At 54.4% G+C, this 22,260-nt stretch carries 23 protein-coding genes and 1 pseudogene; 14 read left to right on the forward strand and 10 right to left on the reverse strand.

The window, feature by feature from the left end; translation table 11 throughout:
- Positions 1–66: 66 nt before the first annotated feature.
- From L6H98_RS10715 to L6H98_RS10730, 4 genes are all read right to left on the reverse strand, one after another.
- Positions 67–1,170: a glycosyltransferase family 2 protein gene (locus tag L6H98_RS10715; protein WP_236414967.1), complete on the reverse strand. Its 1,104-nt coding sequence runs from the start codon at positions 1,168–1,170 to the stop codon at positions 67–69.
- 202 nt (positions 1,171–1,372) lie between these two features.
- Positions 1,373–2,116 (reverse strand): methyltransferase domain-containing protein, encoded by a 744-nt coding sequence (locus L6H98_RS10720; protein WP_236414968.1) that lies wholly within the window; start codon positions 2,114–2,116, stop codon positions 1,373–1,375.
- Positions 2,103–3,674, reverse strand: a complete 1,572-nt coding sequence (locus L6H98_RS10725) for a nucleotide sugar dehydrogenase (RefSeq protein WP_236414969.1) — start codon at positions 3,672–3,674, stop codon at positions 2,103–2,105. Before L6H98_RS10725 ends, L6H98_RS10720 begins: the two co-directional genes overlap by 14 nt.
- A gap of 18 nt (positions 3,675–3,692) precedes the next feature.
- Entirely contained in the window at positions 3,693–4,682 is a 990-nt protein-coding gene (locus tag L6H98_RS10730; RefSeq protein WP_236414970.1) for a polysaccharide biosynthesis protein, read from the reverse strand.
- 313 nt (positions 4,683–4,995) lie between these two features.
- On the opposite strand from L6H98_RS10730, the gene L6H98_RS10735 reads away from it, so the two are divergent.
- The gene (locus L6H98_RS10735; protein WP_236414971.1) at positions 4,996–5,706 is read left to right on the forward strand and encodes a GT-D fold domain-containing glycosyltransferase; all 711 of its coding nucleotides are present in this window, start codon (positions 4,996–4,998) and stop codon (positions 5,704–5,706) included.
- A gap of 187 nt (positions 5,707–5,893) precedes the next feature.
- On the opposite strand, the gene L6H98_RS10740 is transcribed toward L6H98_RS10735, so the two are convergent.
- A complete protein-coding gene (locus L6H98_RS10740) occupies positions 5,894–6,301 on the reverse strand; it encodes a hypothetical protein (protein ID WP_236414972.1) in 408 nt (135 codons plus the stop codon).
- A 191-nt stretch (positions 6,302–6,492) separates the two neighbouring features.
- Here L6H98_RS10740 and L6H98_RS10745 point away from each other — a divergent pair, with 191 nt between their 5' ends.
- The 13 genes and pseudogenes from L6H98_RS10745 to L6H98_RS10800 all read left to right on the forward strand — a co-directional run bounded on the left by L6H98_RS10745 (position 6,493) and on the right by L6H98_RS10800 (position 16,304).
- Entirely contained in the window at positions 6,493–7,500 is a 1,008-nt protein-coding gene (locus L6H98_RS10745; protein ID WP_236414973.1) for an RluA family pseudouridine synthase, read from the forward strand.
- A gap of 41 nt (positions 7,501–7,541) precedes the next feature.
- Positions 7,542–8,126, forward strand: coding sequence for a DUF1273 domain-containing protein (locus L6H98_RS10750; RefSeq protein WP_236414976.1), 585 nt, complete (start codon positions 7,542–7,544; stop codon positions 8,124–8,126).
- Between the two features lie 82 nt (positions 8,127–8,208).
- Positions 8,209–8,289, forward strand: a complete 81-nt coding sequence (locus tag L6H98_RS31400) for a putative holin-like toxin (protein WP_356722732.1) — start codon at positions 8,209–8,211, stop codon at positions 8,287–8,289.
- A gap of 322 nt (positions 8,290–8,611) precedes the next feature.
- Positions 8,612–9,424, forward strand: a complete 813-nt coding sequence (speD, locus tag L6H98_RS10755) for an adenosylmethionine decarboxylase (RefSeq protein ID WP_236414978.1) — start codon at positions 8,612–8,614, stop codon at positions 9,422–9,424.
- 266 nt (positions 9,425–9,690) lie between these two features.
- Positions 9,691–10,218 (forward strand): annotated as a pseudogene (locus L6H98_RS10760) (GNAT family protein); the annotation flags it as partial.
- A 93-nt stretch (positions 10,219–10,311) separates the two neighbouring features.
- Positions 10,312–10,728 carry an NUDIX domain-containing protein gene (locus L6H98_RS10765; protein WP_236415376.1) on the forward strand — a complete coding sequence of 139 codons (417 nt, stop codon included), beginning with the start codon at positions 10,312–10,314 and terminating at the stop codon, positions 10,726–10,728.
- Positions 10,725–11,594 (forward strand): helix-turn-helix domain-containing protein, encoded by an 870-nt coding sequence (locus L6H98_RS10770; protein ID WP_236414980.1) that lies wholly within the window; start codon positions 10,725–10,727, stop codon positions 11,592–11,594. The genes L6H98_RS10765 and L6H98_RS10770 overlap by 4 nt, the downstream gene beginning before the upstream one ends.
- Before the next feature lie 151 nt (positions 11,595–11,745).
- Entirely contained in the window at positions 11,746–12,270 is a 525-nt protein-coding gene (locus L6H98_RS10775; RefSeq protein WP_236414983.1) for an ankyrin repeat domain-containing protein, read from the forward strand.
- A 268-nt stretch (positions 12,271–12,538) separates the two neighbouring features.
- The gene (locus L6H98_RS10780) at positions 12,539–13,057 is read left to right on the forward strand and encodes a sigma-70 family RNA polymerase sigma factor (protein ID WP_236414985.1); all 519 of its coding nucleotides are present in this window, start codon (positions 12,539–12,541) and stop codon (positions 13,055–13,057) included.
- On the forward strand, positions 13,054–14,382 hold the full coding sequence (locus L6H98_RS10785; protein ID WP_236414987.1) for a DUF4179 domain-containing protein: 1,329 nt from the start codon (positions 13,054–13,056) through the stop codon (positions 14,380–14,382). The genes L6H98_RS10780 and L6H98_RS10785 overlap by 4 nt, the downstream gene beginning before the upstream one ends.
- 90 nt (positions 14,383–14,472) lie before the next feature.
- Complete coding sequence (locus L6H98_RS10790) at positions 14,473–14,778, forward strand: acetyl-CoA acetyltransferase (RefSeq protein WP_236414989.1); 306 nt, start codon at positions 14,473–14,475, stop codon at positions 14,776–14,778.
- A gap of 237 nt (positions 14,779–15,015) precedes the next feature.
- Positions 15,016–15,834 carry a threonine/serine exporter family protein gene (locus L6H98_RS10795; protein ID WP_236414991.1) on the forward strand — a complete coding sequence of 273 codons (819 nt, stop codon included), beginning with the start codon at positions 15,016–15,018 and terminating at the stop codon, positions 15,832–15,834.
- 17 nt (positions 15,835–15,851) lie between these two features.
- Positions 15,852–16,304, forward strand: a complete 453-nt coding sequence (locus L6H98_RS10800) for a threonine/serine exporter family protein (protein WP_236414993.1) — start codon at positions 15,852–15,854, stop codon at positions 16,302–16,304.
- 144 nt (positions 16,305–16,448) lie between these two features.
- Here L6H98_RS10800 and L6H98_RS10805 read toward each other — a convergent pair whose 3' ends face one another.
- The 5 genes from L6H98_RS10805 to L6H98_RS10825 all read right to left on the reverse strand — a co-directional run bounded on the left by L6H98_RS10805 (position 16,449) and on the right by L6H98_RS10825 (position 21,919).
- Positions 16,449–18,296, reverse strand: a complete 1,848-nt coding sequence (locus L6H98_RS10805; RefSeq protein WP_236414995.1) for a PBP1A family penicillin-binding protein — start codon at positions 18,294–18,296, stop codon at positions 16,449–16,451.
- Positions 18,297–18,301: 5 nt separating this feature from the next.
- The gene (locus L6H98_RS10810; protein ID WP_236414996.1) at positions 18,302–18,985 is read right to left on the reverse strand and encodes a hypothetical protein; all 684 of its coding nucleotides are present in this window, start codon (positions 18,983–18,985) and stop codon (positions 18,302–18,304) included.
- Positions 18,986–19,075: 90 nt separating this feature from the next.
- Positions 19,076–20,188: a HAMP domain-containing sensor histidine kinase gene (locus L6H98_RS10815; protein WP_236414997.1), complete on the reverse strand. Its 1,113-nt coding sequence runs from the start codon at positions 20,186–20,188 to the stop codon at positions 19,076–19,078.
- A gap of 62 nt (positions 20,189–20,250) precedes the next feature.
- Positions 20,251–20,994 carry a response regulator transcription factor gene (locus tag L6H98_RS10820; RefSeq protein ID WP_236414998.1) on the reverse strand — a complete coding sequence of 248 codons (744 nt, stop codon included), beginning with the start codon at positions 20,992–20,994 and terminating at the stop codon, positions 20,251–20,253.
- Complete coding sequence (locus L6H98_RS10825) at positions 20,981–21,919, reverse strand: aminoglycoside phosphotransferase family protein (RefSeq protein ID WP_236414999.1); 939 nt, start codon at positions 21,917–21,919, stop codon at positions 20,981–20,983. The genes L6H98_RS10820 and L6H98_RS10825 overlap by 14 nt, the downstream gene beginning before the upstream one ends.
- Positions 21,920–22,260: the final 341 nt, after the last annotated feature.

Here is a 22,260-nt window from a genome sequence, read left to right on the forward strand (position 1 = left end):
ACTTGGTTGTACTGTATAAACCACACTAGTCAATCACACTAGGGCACTGCTCCAGCCGCCGTAATATCAAGGCTTTCCGTTCTGGCTTTGGCTCAGTATGGCTTCCAGTTTGGCTCTGTTGCTCAGCAAACCGGGGTCATCGGGTACATACTCCAACGCCTTGCCGTTATGCAGCAAAGCCTGCCCGATGTGTCCCGTATGGGCGTAACAAAACGATAAGCCCGCATGAGGCAGCCAGGTCCGGCAAGCAACGTGCACCGGGCGCAGCCCCGGATCGCGACTGCCGACGTCCAGCGCCTGCATATACCAGTAGATGGCGGCAATCCACTCCTGCCTGTCTTGGAAACAAGCGGCGATGGCGCAGCAGAAATCGGGATGCGGCAGGTCATACTGAAACGACTGCAGCAGATTGCCCAGCTTCATTCCGGGATCGCCCAGCCGCCCGTAGCAATCCGCCAGCCGGGCGCAGGCGATGAGCCGGTCTTCGGCATGCCCTTCCGGCCGCCTTAACAGCTCGGCGTACGCCCGCGCCGCAGCCGCGTAACGCCGGCGGTCATAACATTCGCCTGCATAATAATACAGCAGGCGTCCATGCCCTATCCCTTTTTCGGCGACCCATTTGCGCAGAATGCGCACGTTTCGCGCCGAATGATGGTCCGCTTCGCGGCGATGCGTGACGGCAATGTCTGCCGTCACCGTGCCTTGCGGCGGGAAAGTCAACTGCTCGTGCAGCCGCCCATGCCAGCGGCAGCCTGCGTCGCGCCTGACCAGGCGCAGGCGGCGGTCCGATACGAGCGGACCGCCATCCGGGCCCTCGGCCAGCGTATAGTTCAAGATCACGCCTGCCGTCTCCCCCCCTGACGGCAGGCGTTCCTTCAAGGCGAGCAGCTTTGCCCGTTCCGCGGGCAGGAGCACATCGTCCGCATCCAGCCACAGGATATACTCCTGCGTGGCTCGGGCGAACGAAGCATTGCGTGCCGCGGCAAAATCGTCCTCCCAGGCAAACGCATAGATCCGGTCGGTATACCGCGCGGCCACTTCCGTCGTGCGATCGGATGATCCGGTATCCACGATGACGATCTCGTCGGCGATGCCATTCACCGAATCGAGACAACGCGCCAGCGTTCGTTCCTCGTTCTTCACAATCATGCACAGGCTGATGGTGATCACGTTTCTAGCTCCTTCCTTATCCTTACGCGTATTGCCGTGAGGGTGTCTTCTGTACTTTTTTTCTAAATCTATTCCCCGAAATCCATCCTGCTTCGTTCAGACTGCATGGCTCCACCTTTTTGCTTCCGGTTGACGCTCACGGTCTTTGTACTCTCTCACCGCTTTGAAGCTTCCTGCCCATCCGACATTTCATCCGTGCCGGTCACGTTCCGTCCTGCCCCTGCTTCAGCTTCCTGAGCTGCTCCACCGCGCTGTCCAGCGCCTTTTTGCGTTGATTCATCTGCTGCTGGTGCCTCTGCTCGATCGCGGCGAATTCGGCATGATCCATGCTCATCCATGCCGCCAGTTGGCTGGCGGTCGGCTGGACGTGCATTTCGGTTTCCCGACGTCTGCGCGCCGCGCAACATAGATATTTATGATGGATCTCGATCTTGTATACATCGAAATACGGCATTAAACAAGTCGCCAGATTGCCCGCATAGAACGTTTGCTTGTGGTCATGGAAGGGATGGTATCCGTACGGCACGGTTACCACCAATGTCCCGTCGATGCGAAGCAGCCGGTGCAATTGCAGAAGCAGCACCTCGGGATGGGAGAAGTGCTCCAGCACCTCCCCGAGCAGCACGGTATCGAACACCGTCCTGACCCGCCACTGCGTAATGTCCGCCAGCAGGAAATCGACCTTGCTCCGCACGGGCCGGGATTCCTTGGCGAGTTCCTCGCGCGCATACCGGATGCTCTCGTCCTCCAAATCTATGCCGGTCACCCGAAATCCCTCCCGCCCGAGCAGGATGGAGGCAATGCCCTGGCTGCAGCCCACGTCCAAAATGCGCTGTCCCGTCGCTTGGCGGCACATCCAGTGGATACGGGCACGCGTCGCTTCATGCGAAGCCTCCGCATTGACGGTCCCGTAGTAGCGCTCGCTCACCCGATCATGATTCGCCATCTTGCCCACCCGCGGACATCCCTGGCTGCCCAAGCACGACGATTCGTCCGCCTGCGACGCCTGCAGTGGCATTGCGTGTGTCGTAGACCAGCCGGGCATGCGCCGCCAGTTCTTCGTAGTCGAAGCCGCTGTGATCGGTCGTAACGATCACCAGGTCGGCCCATGCCCACGTTTGCGGCGAGGCTGGGCGAGCTTGAGCCATCGTGCCGTCGTGCTTGCGGAACGTGGACACAAGCGGATCGGCGAACGCCACCTCCGCCCCGGCCTCCTCCAGCAGCCGGAATACGTCCAAGGCCGGCGATTCGCGCAGGTCATCGATGTCCTTTTTGTAGGCTATGCCCGCCAGCACGATCCGTGCGCCAGCGATGGGCACGCCGTCCTTGGCCAGCAGCTCCGCCGCGCGTTCGACAATGCGCTTCGGCACGTGACGATGGGTCTCGTCTGCGAGCGTAATGAAACGCAAGGCTGCCCCTTTCCGCTCCGCCGCCCAGGATAAATAAATCGGATCAATCGGGATGCAGTGGCCGCCGATGCCTGGACCCGGATAGAAGGGCATGTACCCAAACGGCTTTGTCGCCGCCGCATCCAGCACCTCCCATATATCCACGCCCATCTGCTCGCATGCAGGCGTCAGCTCGTTCACCAGCGCGATGTTGACGCTGCGAAACGTATTTTCGAACAGTTTCGCCGTCTCGGCCACGGTCGTCGAGCTGACCGGCACGATTTCGTTCAGGAACGAACCGTAGAACCGCTCTCCATACGACAGGCAGGCGGGCGTCGAACCGCCGATGATTTTGGGCGTGTTTTTCACCCCGTAATGCACACTGCCCGGGTCCACCCGCTCGGGGGAATAGCAGACATGGAACTGAAGGCCTGCTTTCCACCCCTTGGCCGCTTCGATCGGCAGCTTGACGCATTCCTCCGTCGTGCCCGGATACGTCGTGCTCTCCAAAATAACGAGACTGCCTTCCTGCAGGTAAGGCAGCATGCCGTCCACGGCTGCCGTAATGAACGAAATATCCGGCTCATGCTCCGTCGTGAGCGGCGTCGGCACGCAAATGACGATGACGTCAGCCTGCGACACCGCCCGGTAATCGGTTCCCGCCTCGAAGCGCCCCGATTCGTTCATCGCCTCCACCAACGCGGCGTCGATGCCGATGACGTACGAATCGCCGGCGCGCAGCCGGGATACCTTGCGGGCGTCGATGTCGATGCCATGCACGCGATAGCCCGCCTGAGCCATCTCCATCGCCATCGGCAAGCCCACGTAGCCGAGGCCGATCACCGCCGCTTGAAGCGACCGCTCCCTAATGCCGCGCATGATCCGGTCCGCATCGATCGAGGCAATCGTGCCGGTGGCAACACTCTGTCCGCTCCCTGTATCAGACGCTGCCGAGATCTTCGATCCGACCGGATTTCCCCCATCGATCTCGCTTGCCTTCGGGATCATGAAGCGTTGATGAGTCTCCCCGACCCAAGGTCGACCACCGGCACGGGAAACATGACCTGCTGCCGTTTCCTTTTGTTTCTGCGTTTCTTCCATCCCATCCGTTTCCATGGGTCCTCCTCCCTTCCGTTAGTCGATGAAGCCGCCGTCGCGCAAAAACCGTAAAATCCCTTTGCGTTCCATCATTTCGCTGTCTGAACGATATTCGGCAAAAGCGACCGGGGCGAGTCCGGCGTATTGTTCCCTCAGCCGTTTATCCGGATCCTGCGGCAAAATAACGTAGTACTGCTCGTCATATTTGTACGTGCGCGGCGCTTCGAACGGCGAGACCAGCACCTCATGCAGCTTCTCTCCGGGCCGGATGCCGGTCACCTTGTAATCGCTGGCCGGGCGCCCCGCCTGTTCCAGCATGACGATGGCCAGATCGGTCATTTTGCACGCCTTCATTTTCATCACGAACGTCTCTCCGCCGACTGCCGCTTCGGCCGCTTTGAGCAGCAAACGAATGGCTTCCGTGCGGGTCAGGAAGAACCGGGTCATGCCTTCGTCCGTGATCGTGAGCATTTGGCCATCATCGAGCTGGCGACGAAACAACGGCACAACGCTGCCGCTCGTGCCAAGCACGTTCCCCCCGCGAATGCAAACGAAACGCGTATGCTCGCTCAAACCGTTCGCACGAATCATCATTTTTTCGCCAAGCGCTTTGGTCATGCCATACACGTTGATCGGGTCAACCGCCTTGTCCGTCGATACGTCGATCACTTTCGGAATCCGGTGATATATGGCTGCCCGGATGATGTTTTGCGTTCCGATCACATTCGTTTTGAATGCTTCATCCGGCTGGTCTTCGCAGACAGGCACATGCTTGAGCGCGGCCAGATGGAAGAGCACCTGTATCCCCTGGCTGGCTTCTTCCACGGCGGTGTAATCCCGGATATCCCCGATGACGAAGCGCAGGCGCGGATCATGGCCAAACTCCCGCTGCATCGCGATCTGCGCGTATTCGTTGCGGGACAGGATGCGAATCTCGGCCGGGTCCTGCTCCAGCAGCACCTCAGTCAGCTTCTGTCCCCAGGACCCCGTGCCGCCCGTTATCAGAATCTTTTTTCCCTTAATCATGCTGCATCCTCCAATCAGATCATGAATTTCCGAAGTACGCTTGCCATTTCCCCCCAGCTCAGGCGGTCTTTGAATTCGTACTCCCATGTCACTGCTGCTCACCCTTGCGTGGATCAAAAATACTATTTCATGAAATTAATCTCTATAACGTATGAGAAGCAGTCCAAACCGGAACGGACACTCGTACCGATTTTCATAGAAATAGACTGATATGTACCCTGTTCATTCGCCGTATCCGACAAACGCGCAACAACCTTACCACAACAACGACATAGAATAGAGCAGTTAAATTTAAAAGAAGGGACGGGTTCGCATGAAGTCACGCTATCTTGAATTGGACGCCGTGCTCCTTGAGCTGGAAACGGCGCTGCGGCAACGGTCCCCCTTCTCCCTTGTGAGGGTTGGCGATGGGGAAAATATCGTCATGGCCCAGGAAACGGTCTGGACCATGGAAGAGGTGCTGCAGGAGCGTTGGTCAATCAAAGCCAATAAGGGACAAAAAGGGCTTACTCTGCCCAATCTAGTATTGCGGGATTTGGTTGCCGCTTCCCTGCAGCGCGCCACGATCGTCGGCATTCTCCCGCCGGACGATCAAACGATCAAAGCGCCGGATTATCTAAAAAGGGCTTTGACCGACAAGTTGTTCGCTTATTACGGCATCGAGCCGGCATTGACCTGCCATGCCTGCGTCAATCGGGACTTGGCCCGAACGCCGCGCTTCTGGCAATTGCTTGCAGGCAAACGCGTGCTGCTCGTCACGCGGGAGATCCAGGAGCTTCAGAACGCCCTTGTCCAAGATCCTTATAACCTGAACATTGCGGCAGCGTTGCCTTTTGACGGTTGGGATGATTTGCCGGAAACGCTGCAATGGATTGCGGCGCATCCGGAGGAATTCGATGTGGCGCTCTTCTCCTGCGGCGTCAATGCCGTTGTCCTTGCCGAGCAAGCCGCAGCCCTTTCCGGGAAGGTCGCCATCGATTTCGGCAAGGCGAACAATATCATCCTGAAAGGTTCGCCCAACTGAATCCGCTGCTTCCATAAACGCCAAAAAACCATTGATGACGATGATGTCACCAATGGTTTTTGGTTATGCATGGAATGGCCTGTCGATCATATCATTCTCCATCTGCAGCATGTATCTTGGAGATAGTCGTTACTAGAACAAAACAAAGACCGTCATGCGAAGGCTCATCTCCGCAAGGCAACTTGTTCTACACCGTCGACGCAATGCCATAAAATACTTCCGGTCCGGTACGAATAGACGTAGACACTCCCGAAATATAGGAAGAATATACGGTTAGCAAGGCCGGCGGCGCCAACAGATCCTGTGCTGTAAAGGAATGGAACTCTGGCCCTTCACTTTGCGATACGGTTCCTACCGCCCGGTAAAAGACATTCGCCGGATTGTATACACTTCCCCGGACAATCACGACCTCAAATGTGTCCCCTACTTCGCCTGTCACCCCGACCGTGCCGTTCAGCGTAATGACCGTACCGACTGTTTGCATCGTATCCAATCCAATGATGCCGAACAATGTTGGAGTTGGACTCAAAGCTACGTTAGGCGCACCTGTGCCTGACGAGTTCATCGAACTCTTCATATCAAGAAAGGTTCCCAAAAAGTCACACCTCCAATCCTGTTTGATAGGTTATACTATGAAGCTTCCTCTGACCCCGCTTGGATGAATTACGGAAGGCAACCTCCCATTTTTCATTCATGCCCTTTAATGGTATATTGGACAGCATGGAAGAAACGAACGGATCCGTATCGCACACCCGATACAGCTGTCCTAAAGGAGAATGAATAATAATGAATAACAAACGCAACGGCACCAAGTCCACTCCCGCGGCAAAGCGCGGAAATGATGCCAAGAAACCGAATAAGCACAAACCTCGCCAACGGCCGGCGCATATCCCCGCTCGCAAACCGGAGTCTCCCCGCCAGTATCAGGTGAATGAAGCGGAAGAACTGCTTTCGTTTTTGCTCCAGCATGTCAATTCCGGACGGAACGCCGTCAAATCCATGCTGAGCCGCGGCCAAATTTCGGTCGGGAATGAGATCGTGACCCAATATAACCACGCCCTCGTTCCTGGACAAGTCGTGTCGGTAAGCAAAGAAGGCGTGACCGAAGCTGAGCCCATGGCAGGGCTGACGATCTTGCATGAGGATGACGACATCATCGTCATCTCCAAAGAATCCGGACTGTTGTCCATCGCCGCAGACCGAAGCGATGAAACTACCGCCTATCGCCAGCTGACCGAGCATGTGCGCCGTACCGATTCGCGCAACCGGATCTTTGTTGTACATCGTCTGGACCGCGATACATCGGGTGTCATGATGTTTGCCAAAAGCGAAGAAGTGCAGCAGAAGCTGCAAAACAACTGGAAAGACCAGGTGCAGGAACGGATCTACGTGGCTCTGGTTGAAGGCAAGGTAGCCAAAGAAGCCGGCACGATCTCGTCCTGGCTGAAGGAAAGCAAAACGCTGAAGATGTATTCCAGTCCGCGTCCGGGTGATGGACAGCATGCCATCACGCACTACAAACGGCTGCAGTCAAACCGCGAGTTCTCCCTGCTTGAAGTTCGTCTGGAAACGGGACGCAAAAACCAGATTCGCGTGCATATGGAAGAGCTTGGCCATCCCGTTGCAGGCGACAAAAAATATGGTGCTCGAACGAGAACGCTGGGGCGTCTCGGCCTTCATGCACGGGTGCTTTCGTTCATCCATCCGACCACGGGTGAGCTCATGAAATTTGAGACAGACATACCCAAACCATTTTTGTACCCGTTCCGCAAAGATGCCCCGCCGGCGAAGTAACTGGAACATTCGGAAACCGAGCTGTCTGATAGGAGGAACCGATGCTGAAGAACTTGTTGATTACCGGATACCGGTCGCATGAGCTGCAAATTTTCGGGCAGAAGCACGAAGGCATTCCGTTTATCAAAAAAGCCATTGCCTCCCGCCTAGTCCCGTTGGTCGAGGATGGATTGGAATGGGTATTAACGCCTGGCCAGTATGGCGTCGACCTGTGGGCATGCGAAGTCGTTTTGGAGCTCAAAAAAGAATATCCTCATTTGAAGCTGTCGATCATTACCGCTTTTCTGAACCCGGAGGAACAATGGAAGGAAGACAAGCAGGAGTATTACCGCTCCATTCTGACGGGCGTGGATTATTACGGTGCGATCAGCCGCCAGCCGTATGTCGGACCGTGGCAGTTCACGGCGCGCGATGACCTGCTGCTCCGCAAGAGCGATGGGCTGCTGCTTGTGTATGATGAAGATGCCGGTGAAGGAAGCCCGCGCTTCATTAAGGAGAAGGCGTTGAAAAAGAAGCAGCAAAACGAGGAATATCGTCTCATCACGATTACGTCGGAGGACATTCAATCGATCGCCGACGATGAGCGCATGAATGACGCAAGTACGTACGAAGACTACGCCTTTTAGACGCAAACATGGTATAATTTAAACGCAATGGAAAGGCTGATATGGGCGGTCGGCTAATCTCCCGGAAGGGAGGTGATGCCTGGTGACAGTATTTGAAGCACTTATGCTGATGCTTACCTTCGGTTTGCTGATCGCAGCGCTGCTGTCCGACAAACACAAATAGACCGCCCCGGTCGAAGGTTGCGGTCTATAAGTCTGCATCTCGCCTGTAAAGCCCACCGCCCTTAATAGCGGCTATTGCGCAGAGAGTCGTGTGTCCAGCACGGCTCTTTTTGCAGTATAAGCTCTTTCTTCCCCCATTATAACATCTTGATCAGGCTTTTCAATCCGTGGTTCTGCTCTTTTTTATCACGCAATGCCGTCGTGGATCTCCACCTTTCAACCGATTATTCGCAGGGACCCCATGTTTATTTGGCATGGATTAGGGTATACGTAGTAATAATACTGCGATCATTGCGTCGTATGCATAAAGGGGATTGGCCGCCATGAGCTTAACGCCAGAGCAGCGCATTCAGCTGCATGGATTCAACAACCTGACCAAGTCGCTGAGCTTCAATATGTACGATATCTGTTACACCCAAACGCGAAAAGAGCGCGAGGCTTACATTGAATATATTGACGAGCAGTACAATGCGGAGCGGCTGAGCAGCATTCTGCACCACGTTGCCGACATCATCGGAGCGCATGTGCTCAACGTCGCCAAACAGGATTATGTGCCCCAAGGCGCCAGCGTCACGATGCTGGTCTCCGAAGGCCCGATCGTTGAGGTACCGGAGGAATCGTTCGAAGAATCGCCGGGCCCTTTGCCGGACAATGTCGTCATGCAGCTCGACAAAAGCCATATTACCGTGCACACGTATCCGGAATTTCATCCGGGCGAGGGCATCAGCACGTTCCGCGCGGATATCGACGTCTCCACCTGCGGCGAAATTTCGCCGCTCAAAGCGCTCAACTACCTGATTCACTCGTTCGATACGGACATTATGATCATGGACTACCGGGTGCGCGGATTCACGCGCGATACGAGCGGACGCAAGCTGTTCATCGACCATGACATCGGATCCATCCAGAATTACATTCCGGACGAGATCAAACGGAACTTCGACATGATCGACGTCAACGTGTATCAGGAAAACATTTTCCATACCAAGTGCAAGCTGAAGGCATTCGACCTGGACAACTACCTGTTCGGGTATACGAAAAATAAGCTGAGCGAGTCCGAGCAGCAGACCATCACGGAGTGGCTGAAGCTGGAGATGGACGAAATCTATTATGGAAAAAACATACAGCGCCCTTGAATCCAAAGGGAAGAATGAGCATTGATGAAGGTGTGGTCCTGAACGAAGGATGGCTCCGGCATAAGCTTGTTCTTCTTTTTCGTTTATGGGGGAATTGGCTTGGTTGACGCTCTTCGCTTAAGCGGACCATCGCAGCACCAGGAACGGCTGCTGTCGCATGTATTGCGGCACAGCCTCTTTCTTCTTATACGGCATTTCATAGTATAATGAAGGCACTCAGCAATACATTTTCTGGACAAAAGAGGTGCCTTATGAGTTATAACGACATGGATTTGTTTCAGGGCACCAAAGTCAGGCTAACGGCTCCGTGCCCCGAGGACTGCCTGCGAATCGCCCGATTTACCGATAATTACGACTACCTTCGCAACGTGGATACCGATGCTGCCGTCCCCCTGACACCGGACGAAGCGGGAACGTCGTCCGTGCGCCGGGACGGCGGTTTCGAATTTGCGCTGCGCACGCTGCAGGACAACCGATTCGTCGGCTTCACGGCCTTGTACCGGATCGAATGGAACAACCGCTCCGCTCGTCTGGCGGTCGGCATTGGCGATCCGCAAGATCGCGGCAAAGGCTTCGGCAGCGACGCCCTCGCCCTTATTCTCCGCTATGCCTTTCACGAGCTGAACCTGAACCGGGTCGCACTTGAAGTCATTTCCTACAACGATGCAGCCATGCATGCATACGGAAAGGCAGGATTCCGCGTGGAGGGCCGTCAACGTTCCGCCGTATTGCGCGGCGGAGCACATTACGACCTGATTTCCATGGCTCTGCTGGCCGAGGAATGGGCTGAACGGACAGGACTTCCGCTTTCCATGCGCCCGGCTTTGCCACATGAAAGCGACCTTGGCAACGCAGATGTGACCTGCGGGCCTTCTGAGCCGGAACCTGTGCAGCCCCGCATCGGCGTAGGTGCCGTCATTGTCAACGAACGCGATGAAGTACTGCTCGTTTGGCGCAACCGACAGCCCGAGCAGCACACCTGGAGCATTCCCGGCGGCAAAATCGATCCTTACGAATCCGCCGTAGACTCGGTCATCCGTGAAATCAAGGAAGAGGTCGGCCTGGATATTGAGGTGGAGCAACTGCTCTGCACTGCCGAGACGATTCGGCCCGAGAAGCAGGAGCATTGGATCTCCCTCCTCTACTCGACCCGGATTGTCGGCGGCTCTGCCCGCAACATGGAGGAAGGCGGCGCGATCGGGGAGGTCGCGTGGTTTCCGCTGAACGACCTGCCTTCCCCTCTGGCCTGCTTCGCCATTCCCGCACTGGAGGCCGTTAAGCGAACCAAGGATGGGCGGGCATGAACAGCGGGAACTCGGAACCTGCAAGGCTGCTCCCCTTCATCCTGCATGAATCAAGAGCAGGCTTTGCATGGAAGGGCAGCGGTGCCCTTTCGCTCAAAACGTTCCGTGGAGGAACCACCCTATATGAGGCCGGGCGAGGATACTTTTCCGTCGACGATCATCGTTTCCTCGTGCTGAACGCCGGACAAGAGTATGCGTTACATATCGATTCCCCCACGGAAGTGGAGTCTTTCTGCGTCTTTTTCCCCGACGGATTCGTTGAGAGGATCGGCCAAGACCTCGTGCAGAGCGAGGGACAACGGCTGGACGACCCGTTCGGTTCACGGTCCACGAAAAGCTTCGAATGGGTCGAACGCACGCACTCCATGCAAAGCAGTCTTGGAGAAACCCTGCGCCAACTGCGGCATCTTCATCGCCTTAAAACGCTGGATGCCTGGGGATGGGAAGAACGGATGCATGACCTGGCCGTGCGCTTACTCCGCTTGCACCAGGATGTACGCAAGGAAATGGACAATCTCTCGGCCGCCAAGCTCTCTACCAGGAAAGAGCTGTATCGCAGGGCTTATCTGGGACACGAATACTTGACCGCCTATTACGACCAGTCCCCGTCACTCGCCGACACGGCAGCCGTCGCCCAATTGTCGGTCAACCATTTTTTGCGCAGTTACAAAGCCGTCTTCGGCATCTCGCCCCACCGTTACTTGACAGAATGCAGGCTTCAGGCCGCCATGCGGTTATTGCAAACGACGGACCGTTCGGTCACAGACATCTGCTTCGCCGTCGGATTCGAAAGTCTGGGCACGTTCAGCTCGTTGTTTGCCAGACGATTCGGCGAGCCGCCCTCGCAAGCGCGATTAAACAGGTGAGAATGAAGAAGCGAACGTTTTCCCGCATCGTTATAATCAGGGAAGGACGGACGATGCGCGATGGATTGTATGCTGCTTCAAAAGCTTGGAGCGGCATCAAACGCCGTGCTTCGTTACACGTTATCTTTTTTGCGAATGGAGGTCTTTGCTTATGACTCAAGACGCACAATCCTTGGAAAAATGGTTCACAGCTGCCCAGCATGGCGATACAGCCACGTTAGCAGCCCTGTTAACCGCACATCCGGAGCTGGCCAATGCCGAAAACGGGGATGGGTTGACGCTGCTCGGGTACGCCGCCCATTTTGGCCAAAGCGAAGCGGCCGCACTCTTGTTGGACTACGGAGCCGATGTCAACGCCGTCTCCCATTCCAAGGTTTCGTATATCCCTTCCAACACGGCGCTGCACGCGGCGCTTGCCGGCGAACGCTCCACCGCCGTAATCCGGCTGCTGCTGGGGCGCGGTGCGGCGACGAACATCGCTGACAGCGACGGACAATTCGCCCTGCATTCGGCTGCCTACCATACGGATCAGGCCGAGATCATTGCGCTGCTGCTCCAGCATGGCGCCGACCCGTCAGCCATGAATGCGGATGGCCGGAATGCACTGCATATCGCGCTGGAGCGCGGCCATGAAACTGCCGCCGCCTGTTTGAGAGAAGCGCTCGGAGCACGATAGTTTTGCAGCAGGAATCATGCTCCTTGCGCGCCTGCTTCCCTTGATCGTGAAAATGAAAAGCTGACGATCCATTCCGAAACCCGCCGACCGGCAGCCCCGCGACGACAAACCGCCCGCCTCTTTAGCGAGAGACTGGCGGTTTTTGGCATGAGCTCACATCTTTAGCTTTCATGGCCGCAGGCAAGAGCAAGATTTTTTACATAATCGAGAACCGTTTGCCCTCTCTCGCCGTCTAATACGCAACACATCCACGAAAGGAGGAGAGCCTGTGACCCCTTCCGAATTGACCGTCGCCGCACAGAGAGGGGATGCCGAGGCTTTTTCGGCCTTAATGGACTTGCATCGGAACCGGCTGTACCGGATCGCTTATGCTTATCTCCATAATGAAGGGGACGCGCTCGAAGCGATCCAGGAATGCACCTACAGAGCCTTTCGCAAGCTGAAAAAATTAAAGGAACCTGCCTTCTTCAGCACATGGCTGGTCCGTATTCTGCTGAACTACTGCGCGGACGAGCGTAAACGCAAGCATCGGTTCAGCCCGTTTGCCGCACTCGCGGCTGAACCAAGCAGCTGGGATACGCCGCAGGACCCCGACCTCGCCGCAGCCATCGAAGCGCTGGAACCGGGCTGTAAGGATATCATTATTTTAAGTTATTTTGAGGGTTTTCCCCTGACGGAGGTTGCAGATATTCTGGACATTCCGGTCGGTACGGTGAAATCGCGCCTGCATCGGGCACTGGGCCAACTGCGCAATCATTTGGATACGAAAGGAGATACCTCGTTATGACCGATGAAAATAAAACGTTCGAAGCGTTGGAACGGCGGCTGCATGCTCGCAAAGCGGAGTATGACGCGATCCCTGTGCCCGATGAAATCGCTCACCTTGCTGTACAATCGGGCATTCGCAAAGCTACACGGAATCGCAAGTCCAGGCTTCGCTGGGGCCTGAGCGGGCTTTCGGCGGCATGTATTATACTGCTGTTTACGGGCTGTATTCGCGTGTCGCCCGCATTCGCCTCGTTTGTGGAGCAGCTGCCGGGAATGGAAGGGATCGTGAACCTGATTCGCCAAGACAAAGGCTTGCAGTTGGCCGTAGATCAGTCATTGTTACAGACGGTGAATATCACCGACAAGCATGACGGGATCTCTGTGACCGTAAACGGCGTGATCACCGATGACGCACGCATGGTTATTTTTTACACGATGAAAGGGGTAAGCAATCGCGAGGGCGGCTTGTACGACATCCAATTGCAGGATGAACATGGCGAAGGGCTTTCGGTCGGGATGAGTTACGAATCCCCGAGACAAACCGGCAGTACGGATACGTATGAAGGATATATTGATGCATTCATGTCGGAAGAAGCCGTGAAGCCTGATAAAATCACGATACAATTCCAATCGAGAGACAAAGCTCAACCCGGAACCTGGAGCGTTACGTTCCCCGTTGATTACAGCCTTACCAAGGGCATGAAAAAGACGATTCCGATTCACCAAACCGCAACGATCGACGGCCAGCGAATCGAGTTTGGCGAAGCTGTACTCTATCCCACCCGACTTAAGCTCGACGTCAAATTCGACCCGGACAATTCAAAGGAGATTTTCGGTCTTCGCAATCTACAGCTGGTTGATGAGCAAGGGCGCGCATGGCGAACCAACCTGGCCACATCCAGTGGTGACGAGCGCTCCATCTTTTTTGAAAGCATGTACTTTGCGATTCCGAAGAAATTGACGCTTCAGGGTTCGGGGTTATCCGCGCTGGACAAAACGGATTTGGATGTCACGATTGATCTCAAAACAGGGCGCCTCGAAGGCGGGCCGAAAGGTTTGACGTTTGCGGATAGCGAAGTCAAAGGCAAAGATCGCGTTCTTGAATTCCATCTTTCCCATTTCCAGAACGGCGTCTCTCCCCTGACGTTTAGCACAGCTGCCGACGAACAAGGGAAAAACTACGACATACCCAACACGAGCTGGGAAGCCCCCGATCAAGGGGAAGCCGTGGCATGGTATACCATTGAAAACGGTGCTTCCATCAAGGGCAAGCTAACCCTGCGCATCGGATCATATCCGATGGAAAGCAGTTCCCCGTTTTCGCTGGATATTCCACTGGAATAACAAAACTTATACAATGTACGCCCAATCACCTTTATATAGGCGAATGCATATGCTGAAGCAGGAACCCATTACGAGGAAGAGGTGTGCATTATGTCCGAAACGCCATCCACGCCGACAGCAGTCATTGTGTATCAGGCCCATACACCATTGCTTCAATCGGTCCAACAGACGCGAAATGCGCTTCATCAGACCGTTCGCCAGTATACCGGCCGGAAGGTTCAAGTCCAGAACATTGACGGGCAGGTCTGGGAAGGCGTCATTGTCAGCGCCGACCGCGGCATCCTTTACCTTCAGGTTACGCCCATGCATGGATATCCGGAGCCGCGCGCGTTGTTCGGTCCAACCATCCTGCCTCTGGTGCTGTATGAGCTGCTGGTCATTACGTTGCTGATGTAATTGATGTGACGCCGTTTCTCCCCGACACGCCAGTCCGATCGCTCCGTCTCCGAAATGCAGCATTTCGGAGACGGGGCTTTTGGGGATGTAACAGCTGCTCAATCCTTCGGACAATCCCCAAGGATCAAACAAGGGGATGCAAAGCAGGCGCACGCATTCTTGGTTCACGCTTGAAATATGGTACAATAAGGTCGGCAACAGCCTCCTTATCCTATCCAGAAACGGAGCTTGATCCCGTTGAAATATATGCAATCAGAGCCTGAAACGTCTCTTTCAAATCCAAGGGAATCTACTCCCCCTGCTAATCATGCTGCAGAGCAGTCGCGCGTTATCGCCATATGCCTGCTTGCGGGCAAAATCATGCTGCAAAGCGGAGGCGAAACCTACCGGGTGGAAGATACGATGAAACGTATGGCGGCGGCACTGGGACTGCCCCATTCCCATAGTTATGTCGTGCCGACAGGCATTTTTTTCTCGGCGGACGCCACCGAACCGGCCAAGCTGATTCGCATTTCGGAACGGACGACCAACCTGTACAAAGTGTCTGAAGTGAATGCCGTCTCCCGCTGCATCGGCCAAGGGGAATTGACCGTGGAGGAAGCCTATGAGCTGCTGCAGCGGATCGAAGGACAACCTTCTTCCTATTCCACGGCCGTACAGTTAGCTGCTGCAGCGTTTTCCAGCGGTTGTTTTACGATTATGTTCGGCGGCACATGGGGCGATTTCCTGCCTGCCCTCTTGTGCGGCGGCGTCGGTTATGCCGCAGTCATCGCCTTTCATCGGCTCGTATTGGTCAAATTTTTCGCCGAGCTTAGCGCCTCGTTTGTCGTTGGCCTGCTCGCCTTTCTGCTGGTGTACATCGGCGCCGGACATGAGCGGGACAAAATCATTATCGGTTCGGTCATGCCGCTGGTACCGGGTCTGCTCATCACAAATGCCGTGCGCGATCTGATGGCCGGACATCTCGTATCAGGATTGTCCAAAGGGGCCGAGGCGTTCCTGACCGCCTTTGCCATCGGCACGGGCATCGCAGTCGTATTTTCATTTTGGGCGTAACACGGAGGAATGCACGTATGCTTCATGTTTTGGAACAAGCGCTGACCAGTTTTATCGCGTCCGCTGCGTTCGGCATCATTTTCAATGCGCCACGGCGCATGCTTCTCCACGGCGGCTTCGTCGGCATGATCGGCTGGCTAATCTATGTTGCGCTGGAATATGCCGCAGATGCCGTACCCGCAACGCTTGCGGCCACCATCGCGGTCGGCGTCATCAGCCAATGGTTTGCCCGCATGTTCCGGTCTCCCGTCATTATTTTCAGCGTCGCAGGCATCATCCCGCTCGTCCCAGGGGGGCTTGCCTACAACGCCATGCGCAATTTCGTGCAAAACGACTACAACACGGCCATGGAGATGGCCGCCAAAGCGTTGATGTTGTCAGGAGCGATTGCGGTAGGACTCGTATTATCCGAGGTGCTGAATCAAACCATCCGGCGGTTGTCCTCCAGGTCTGCGCACGCCAAACGATAATGTTTTGTTTTCGAAGCTTCACGCATGTCAAACAGCCCATAGGAACAGATTGGCTTTCTGTTCGTATGGGCTGTTGTTGCAGCGTAATCTGTACAACAGGTTCAACATGGCACGAGCACTTCTGAGATGAAGAAAAAACGCGTTTTACGGCAGCGCACGCTTCATGACTGCCGCGAAGAGCTCTGCCGCATCGCCGCTGCCGGCCGTCATGTAATGATCGCGATCCGTATGGTCAAACCCCATCCATACAGCGGCTGTCCAACGATCCGTATAACCCGCAAACCACAAGTCCCGGTTCGCTCCCTGCCCGGCTCCGGAAACCCCCGCCTGAGTCGTTCCCGTTTTGCCTGCAACCGGATGACCGATTAGCCGGGCCCGTTTCCCTGTGCCTTGGCTGACTACGCGTTGCAGCATCTTCGTCATTTCCGCAGCAGTTCGGGAAGAGATCACCGATTTGTTTTCAGGCCGGTACTCAACCACTTTCTTTCCCTGAGCATCCGTAATATCGCGAATCAGATGCGCCGTATTGAATTTGCCTCCATTGGCAAATACGGCATAAGCTTGGGCCATCTTCAACGGTGATACCCCCTTATGGAGTCCACCGAGTGCAATGGACAGGTTCCGGTCCTCATCCCCCAGTGCGATGCCTAACCGTTCCGCGAACTGTCGCGATTCATCCAGCCCGTTTTCGTTGACCAGCCATACTGCCGTACTGTTGATCGACTTCTCCACCGCTTGCATCATGGTCACGCTCCCGCGATAATGCCCTCCCGGGTTGCGGGGCTGGTAGCCGCCGTAACGAAGAGGTTTATCGGGCAGCATGCTGTTCGGCGAATACCTCCCGGATTCGAGCGCTGGACCGTACGCAATCACGGGTTTGAAAACAGAGCCTGGTTGCCTGACATCCGCCGTGGCACGGTTGATGCCCCCTGCGACCGGATCGCGGCCCCCCATCATGGCTTTTACTTCCCCATTATGTTGATCCACGATAACCATACCCGCTTGCACCTGTTCATCCGCCCGGTCGTCCCGAAAACGGGACGAGTCCTGAAACACGTTTTCCATCGCAAGTTGGGCCGTATCGTCCAGGCCTGTGCGAATCGTCCATCCGGCATTCTGAATCTGTTCCTTGCTTCTGCCCGTCAACTGCGATGCTTCCTCCAATACCGCATCCAGAGCAGATATGTAGGCCGGTTCCCCATCCTCGTCCATTGCCGCCTTCGATGACGACGTTTCGTATTCGGCACGCTTTGCTTCTTCCATCTCTCTCCTTGTAATCAGGCCTTGCTCGTGCATAATGGTCAAAACGACGTCCCTTCTTTGCTCCGATCGCCGAGGGTCATCGACAGGATTGTAAATCGAAGGACCTTTGGGCATTCCAGCCAACGAGGCAATCTGTCCGATGCTGAGCTCGTTCAGATCCCTTACCCCGAAATATCTCCAGGCAGCAGCCTTCACGCCGTACTGCTGGCGACCCATATAAATGCGGTTCAGGTACATTTCCAGAATGTCATCCTTGGCATACCTCTTTTCGAGCGCAAAGGCAATGGACGCTTCATTCACTTTGCGAATGAGCGTTTTGTTGCCATTCAAATACAGGTTCCTGGCCAGTTGTTGGGTAATGGAACTCCCGCCCTGACTCATATCCATATGCAGCGTATTTTGCAGCAGCGCCCTGCCAATTCCGATGACGTCCATTCCATGATGACTATAGAAGCGCCGATCCTCCGTGGCAAGGAACGCATCGATGAGCAGTTTCGGCATTTCCTCCAAACGGGCATACTCCGCATATCCCTTATAGCCGGTACGCAGCTTCGCTACTTCTTCATCCTCCGCGTTAAGGATCGTCGTTGAAGAAACCTTGGATAATGCGGGCGGATTGCCGCGCACCACCACCTCACCGTAAATCAACATATAGGCGCAAGCCATCGCCATCAAAAACACGATTAGAACGGATACATCATAAATCCGGTACACCCAACGCTTGTGCATTCGTTTCAACATCCCGTGTCCCGATGCAGCGATCGTTCGCGAGCCATATCGTCTGCCCCCTGCCGCTCCGCGTCTTCCAGCGCATGTTGAAGCAGCACGGTCTGCTCATAGGCCAGCCGGACCCAATGCTGGATCTCCGCCTCATCACGACAACGTCCTTCCAACACTTCGGTGAGAGAGGATCGAATTCCGTACAACGTAAGCTGCACAGGGACATTTGTCGTAGGGCCTGCATCCGCTACCGCGTCAACATGTTCAATTGGAGATGTATCCTCTGCATGAAAAGCTCCTTGCTCCTCTTGCAACCGATAAGCCACTTCATTCAGATCAGCGGCGATTTGCCGAAGCTCTCCTCCGCTCATCACTTCGATCGTCTTGGGCATCCTGCCGTGCGCCATATCGTGCGTGCCCCGGGCAATTTGCTCCAGATCGGCGCTAACCTTCTGGGAACGAATCCAAAAAAACAGCATAAACAGAACTGCCCCGCCTACAAAAAGAAGCGGAGTTCTCCCGATGTGATTGATCACCCAGTGAACGATGCGGGACAACGATCCGTCCCCGACAAGTACATGACGATAAATGAATTCAAACGTTTGAGCCATGACAAACAGGAGCGCCGCACTGAGAAGTGCACTCGCTCCGCAAATGTATGCATACCTGCTCCTTACGCTGTCCATCCGTCTGTTCATTCAGGTATCCTCCTCCATAGCGTAGTCATTTACAACTCATGGATATAAAGATACCGGATGTTTCTTAACGAAGAAGCGGGGAACTTCTTATCATTTTCTTAAAACGAGCGGAAAACGGGTAACAAAATCCGTTCGACCGTTCTCGCTTGTCGCCATAATCGTGCCATGATGCAGCTCGACCATCGATTTGGCAATCGCGAGCCCAAGTCCTGTCCCACCCGTTTCACGCGACCGGGATTTGTCCACCCGATAGAACCGTTCAAACAGATGAGGCAAGTCCTGGGCAGGAATCGGATCGCCATAATTGCTGATTCGCACCACGGCTTCGTTCTCTTCGGCAGCAATCGCGATCTCCACAAGTTTTCCTCTCGCCCCGTAGCGTATCGCATTGCTGAGCAAATTCTCATATGCGCGCACCAACTCTCCCGGGGCAGCCTCAATCCATACCTCTTGCTGGTCGCCAACAAAGCTATAGGTCATGCCCGCCTCTTCCAGCATTGGCGCGAATTCTTCCGCAAGCTGCATCAAAAAAGGCCAAAGGTTAAGCGGAACAAAGGATAACGGCAATCCTCCCCCGCTTACGCGGGTATACTCGAACAAATCGTCAATCAACTTGCGCAGCGTCAACGATTTGTCGTAGGCAATGCTGACGTAGTGACGAAGCTCAATTTCGTCCCGATAACGATCCTTCTCAATATACTCCAAAAATCCGAGAATGGACGTCAGCGGTGTCCGCAGGTCATGGGAAATGCCTGTAATCAGCTCATTTTTGGCAGCAACGGCGCTGCGTTCCTCCTGCAGCGACTTTTCCAGCCGCTCAGCCATCTGATTGATACTTGCAGCAACCACGCCGAACTCGTCCGACGTCTTCACCTCGATCCGGTGGGCCAATTCACCCTTGGCCACTTCCTGAATGCCTTCCGTAATCTCGTCCAGCACAAGCATAATTCTGCGCGTCAACAGAAAGAAAAACAACACAAAGCCGAGAACGCCAACCACAATCATGAGCGGGACGGACCCGATGTAGTTGATCAACCACCGAATTCCCCGTGCGGGGGCAGAATAGTTCGGATATGTTTGCGCTGCAAGTATGGATTGCACAATCAGGTTTCCCCCGTACAAAATGGCTGCTGTTAGAATGCCGCTCAGCAAAAAGGCATAGATGAACTTCCAGCGTACCGTATTTATCAACTTTGAATTCATGATGCAACTCCCTGCGCGTACCATTCACGCAACATTATACAAACGACGGACGTGCCATTGTTTTATTGTGGTTTGATCATTTTATAGCCGACGCCCCACACCGTCTGGATGAATTTCGGATTTTTTTTGTCCGGTTCAATCTTTTCGCGAATTTTGCGGATATGTACCATCACCGTATTGCTTGATTCCATGTATTCTTCTTTCCAGACCTGTTGGTATATTTGCTCCATGCTGAGCACAGAGCCTTGGTGACGGGCCAACAATTCGAGTACCGCAAACTCGCGCGGCGTAAGATGAACCGGCTGTTCATCGACCCACACTTCATGCGTATCGGTATTGATGACCAATTCGTCGATGGTGAGCTCATGCTTCCTTTTTTCCCGGCCTTCATTAAATTGGTAGTATCTGCGCAGCTGCGATTTTGCCCGAGCCACGAGTTCCAAAGGATTAAACGGCTTCGTGACATAATCGTCAGCTCCGATGCTCAGCCCCATGATTTTATCCATATCCATGCTTTTGGCGGAAAGCATGATGATCGGCATTTTTTGTTCCTCGCGAATTTTCATGCATGCTTCAATGCCGTCCATGTTGGGCATCATCACGTCGAGGACGATGAGATCCACCCGCTCTTTTCTCAATTGTTCAAGGGCTTCGCCCCCGTCATGGGCCGTAAGAATCCGGTACCCTTCGTTACCGAAATAAATTTCCATCAATTTGATGATTTCATGCTCGTCATCCACGAGCAAAATGGTTGCTGGCTCTGCCACGTCACTATTCCTTTCGTTCCACGATTCATGATGATTCATTATACCACCGGGGAACGATTCTGCGAAAATCGTCATGTTCCTCGCGAACCCGCTCGATCTTGGCCATCATGTCATCCGTTTCCTCCGGCTTCACTTGTTGAATCCAGACCACCGAGGAGACAAGCGCCATCGCCAAGTACAACGAATACAACGCCCAGAACGTCTCATCAGGCCGGTTCCCCCCACAATAACCTTCCACTTGTCCAATGGCATAGGGAATGCTGGCTTCTACCCCGAACAATCCCAGTTTCAAAAACTCGTGTATCGGGTCGCCTTGATCAAAACGGCTAAAGTCGATGATCCCGGCTAATCTGCCATCCTTTACGATCAGGTTTCCAGGATGAAAATCATCGTGCTGAAACCGATCCGGACGATGTTTCATCAAATGCAAGCGGCTGTCAATAAAGGCCAGGATGGATTCATCCCGTTTCATCACGATGGGGCATTGAACATACTTCTCCATATAGCGTCGATGCTTTTTGCTTTTGCGGACAAACCATGATTCGGGCTGATCCCGAACCTGAAGGCGATGGAGCATTCTCAACTGCGCGCCGGCCTGCATTCCGATATCCCGTTGTACTTTCTCCGATAACCGGGGGAGTACGTCAGAAGCATCCTCGCCTTCAATATAGCTCAGTACCATATACCCTTGTCCCTCATCCAGCCTCCCCATCGCTACGGGTAACTGACTCATCACACCTATCTGCCTGGCACCGTGCATCCATTGAAACTCGGCCTGTTTCTTCGACTCTTGGCTCGAATCATAGGTACGTACAAGATACTGGCCCTGCGAGGGAACAGTCACTTTGAACTTCCGGTCCGGCGAGTACCCTTTCAAAATCGGCTCAATCGCCGTGGCCTGCCGTAATTCCGGCACAACCCTTAGCGCATCCAGCAATCGGTCATGTGAATTGCCCAGTTCCAATTCGATTTCCTCCCAACTCCGTTATGGTTCATTCAAATCCAATATACCTGCATCCTTGCCTATATAAACCGCAATAATGAATCACATCAAGGCACTGCGAGTGCAGTACCATTTCCGATCGTTGTTATCCCTGGATTTTTCCAATCCCCTTTTTCTAAGGGAAAATCCGCTGAAAAGCCTATGCTTCCGAAGCAGCTTTCTTTCAGAAAGCTTTTAGACCGCTCCGCTTCTTCAGATTGGTTCTGCCTCTCCGTTAACGTGTGTATGTTTTTTGCGGTTTATATATGTACTAAATGATGTACCAAATGATGTACAAATGTTATGTATTTACCTTTTCAAAA

Origin of the sequence: Paenibacillus sp. JJ-223 (assembly GCF_927798175.1) — a bacterium.
GTDB classification, from domain to species: Bacteria; Bacillota; Bacilli; order Paenibacillales; family Paenibacillaceae; genus Paenibacillus; species Paenibacillus hubeiensis.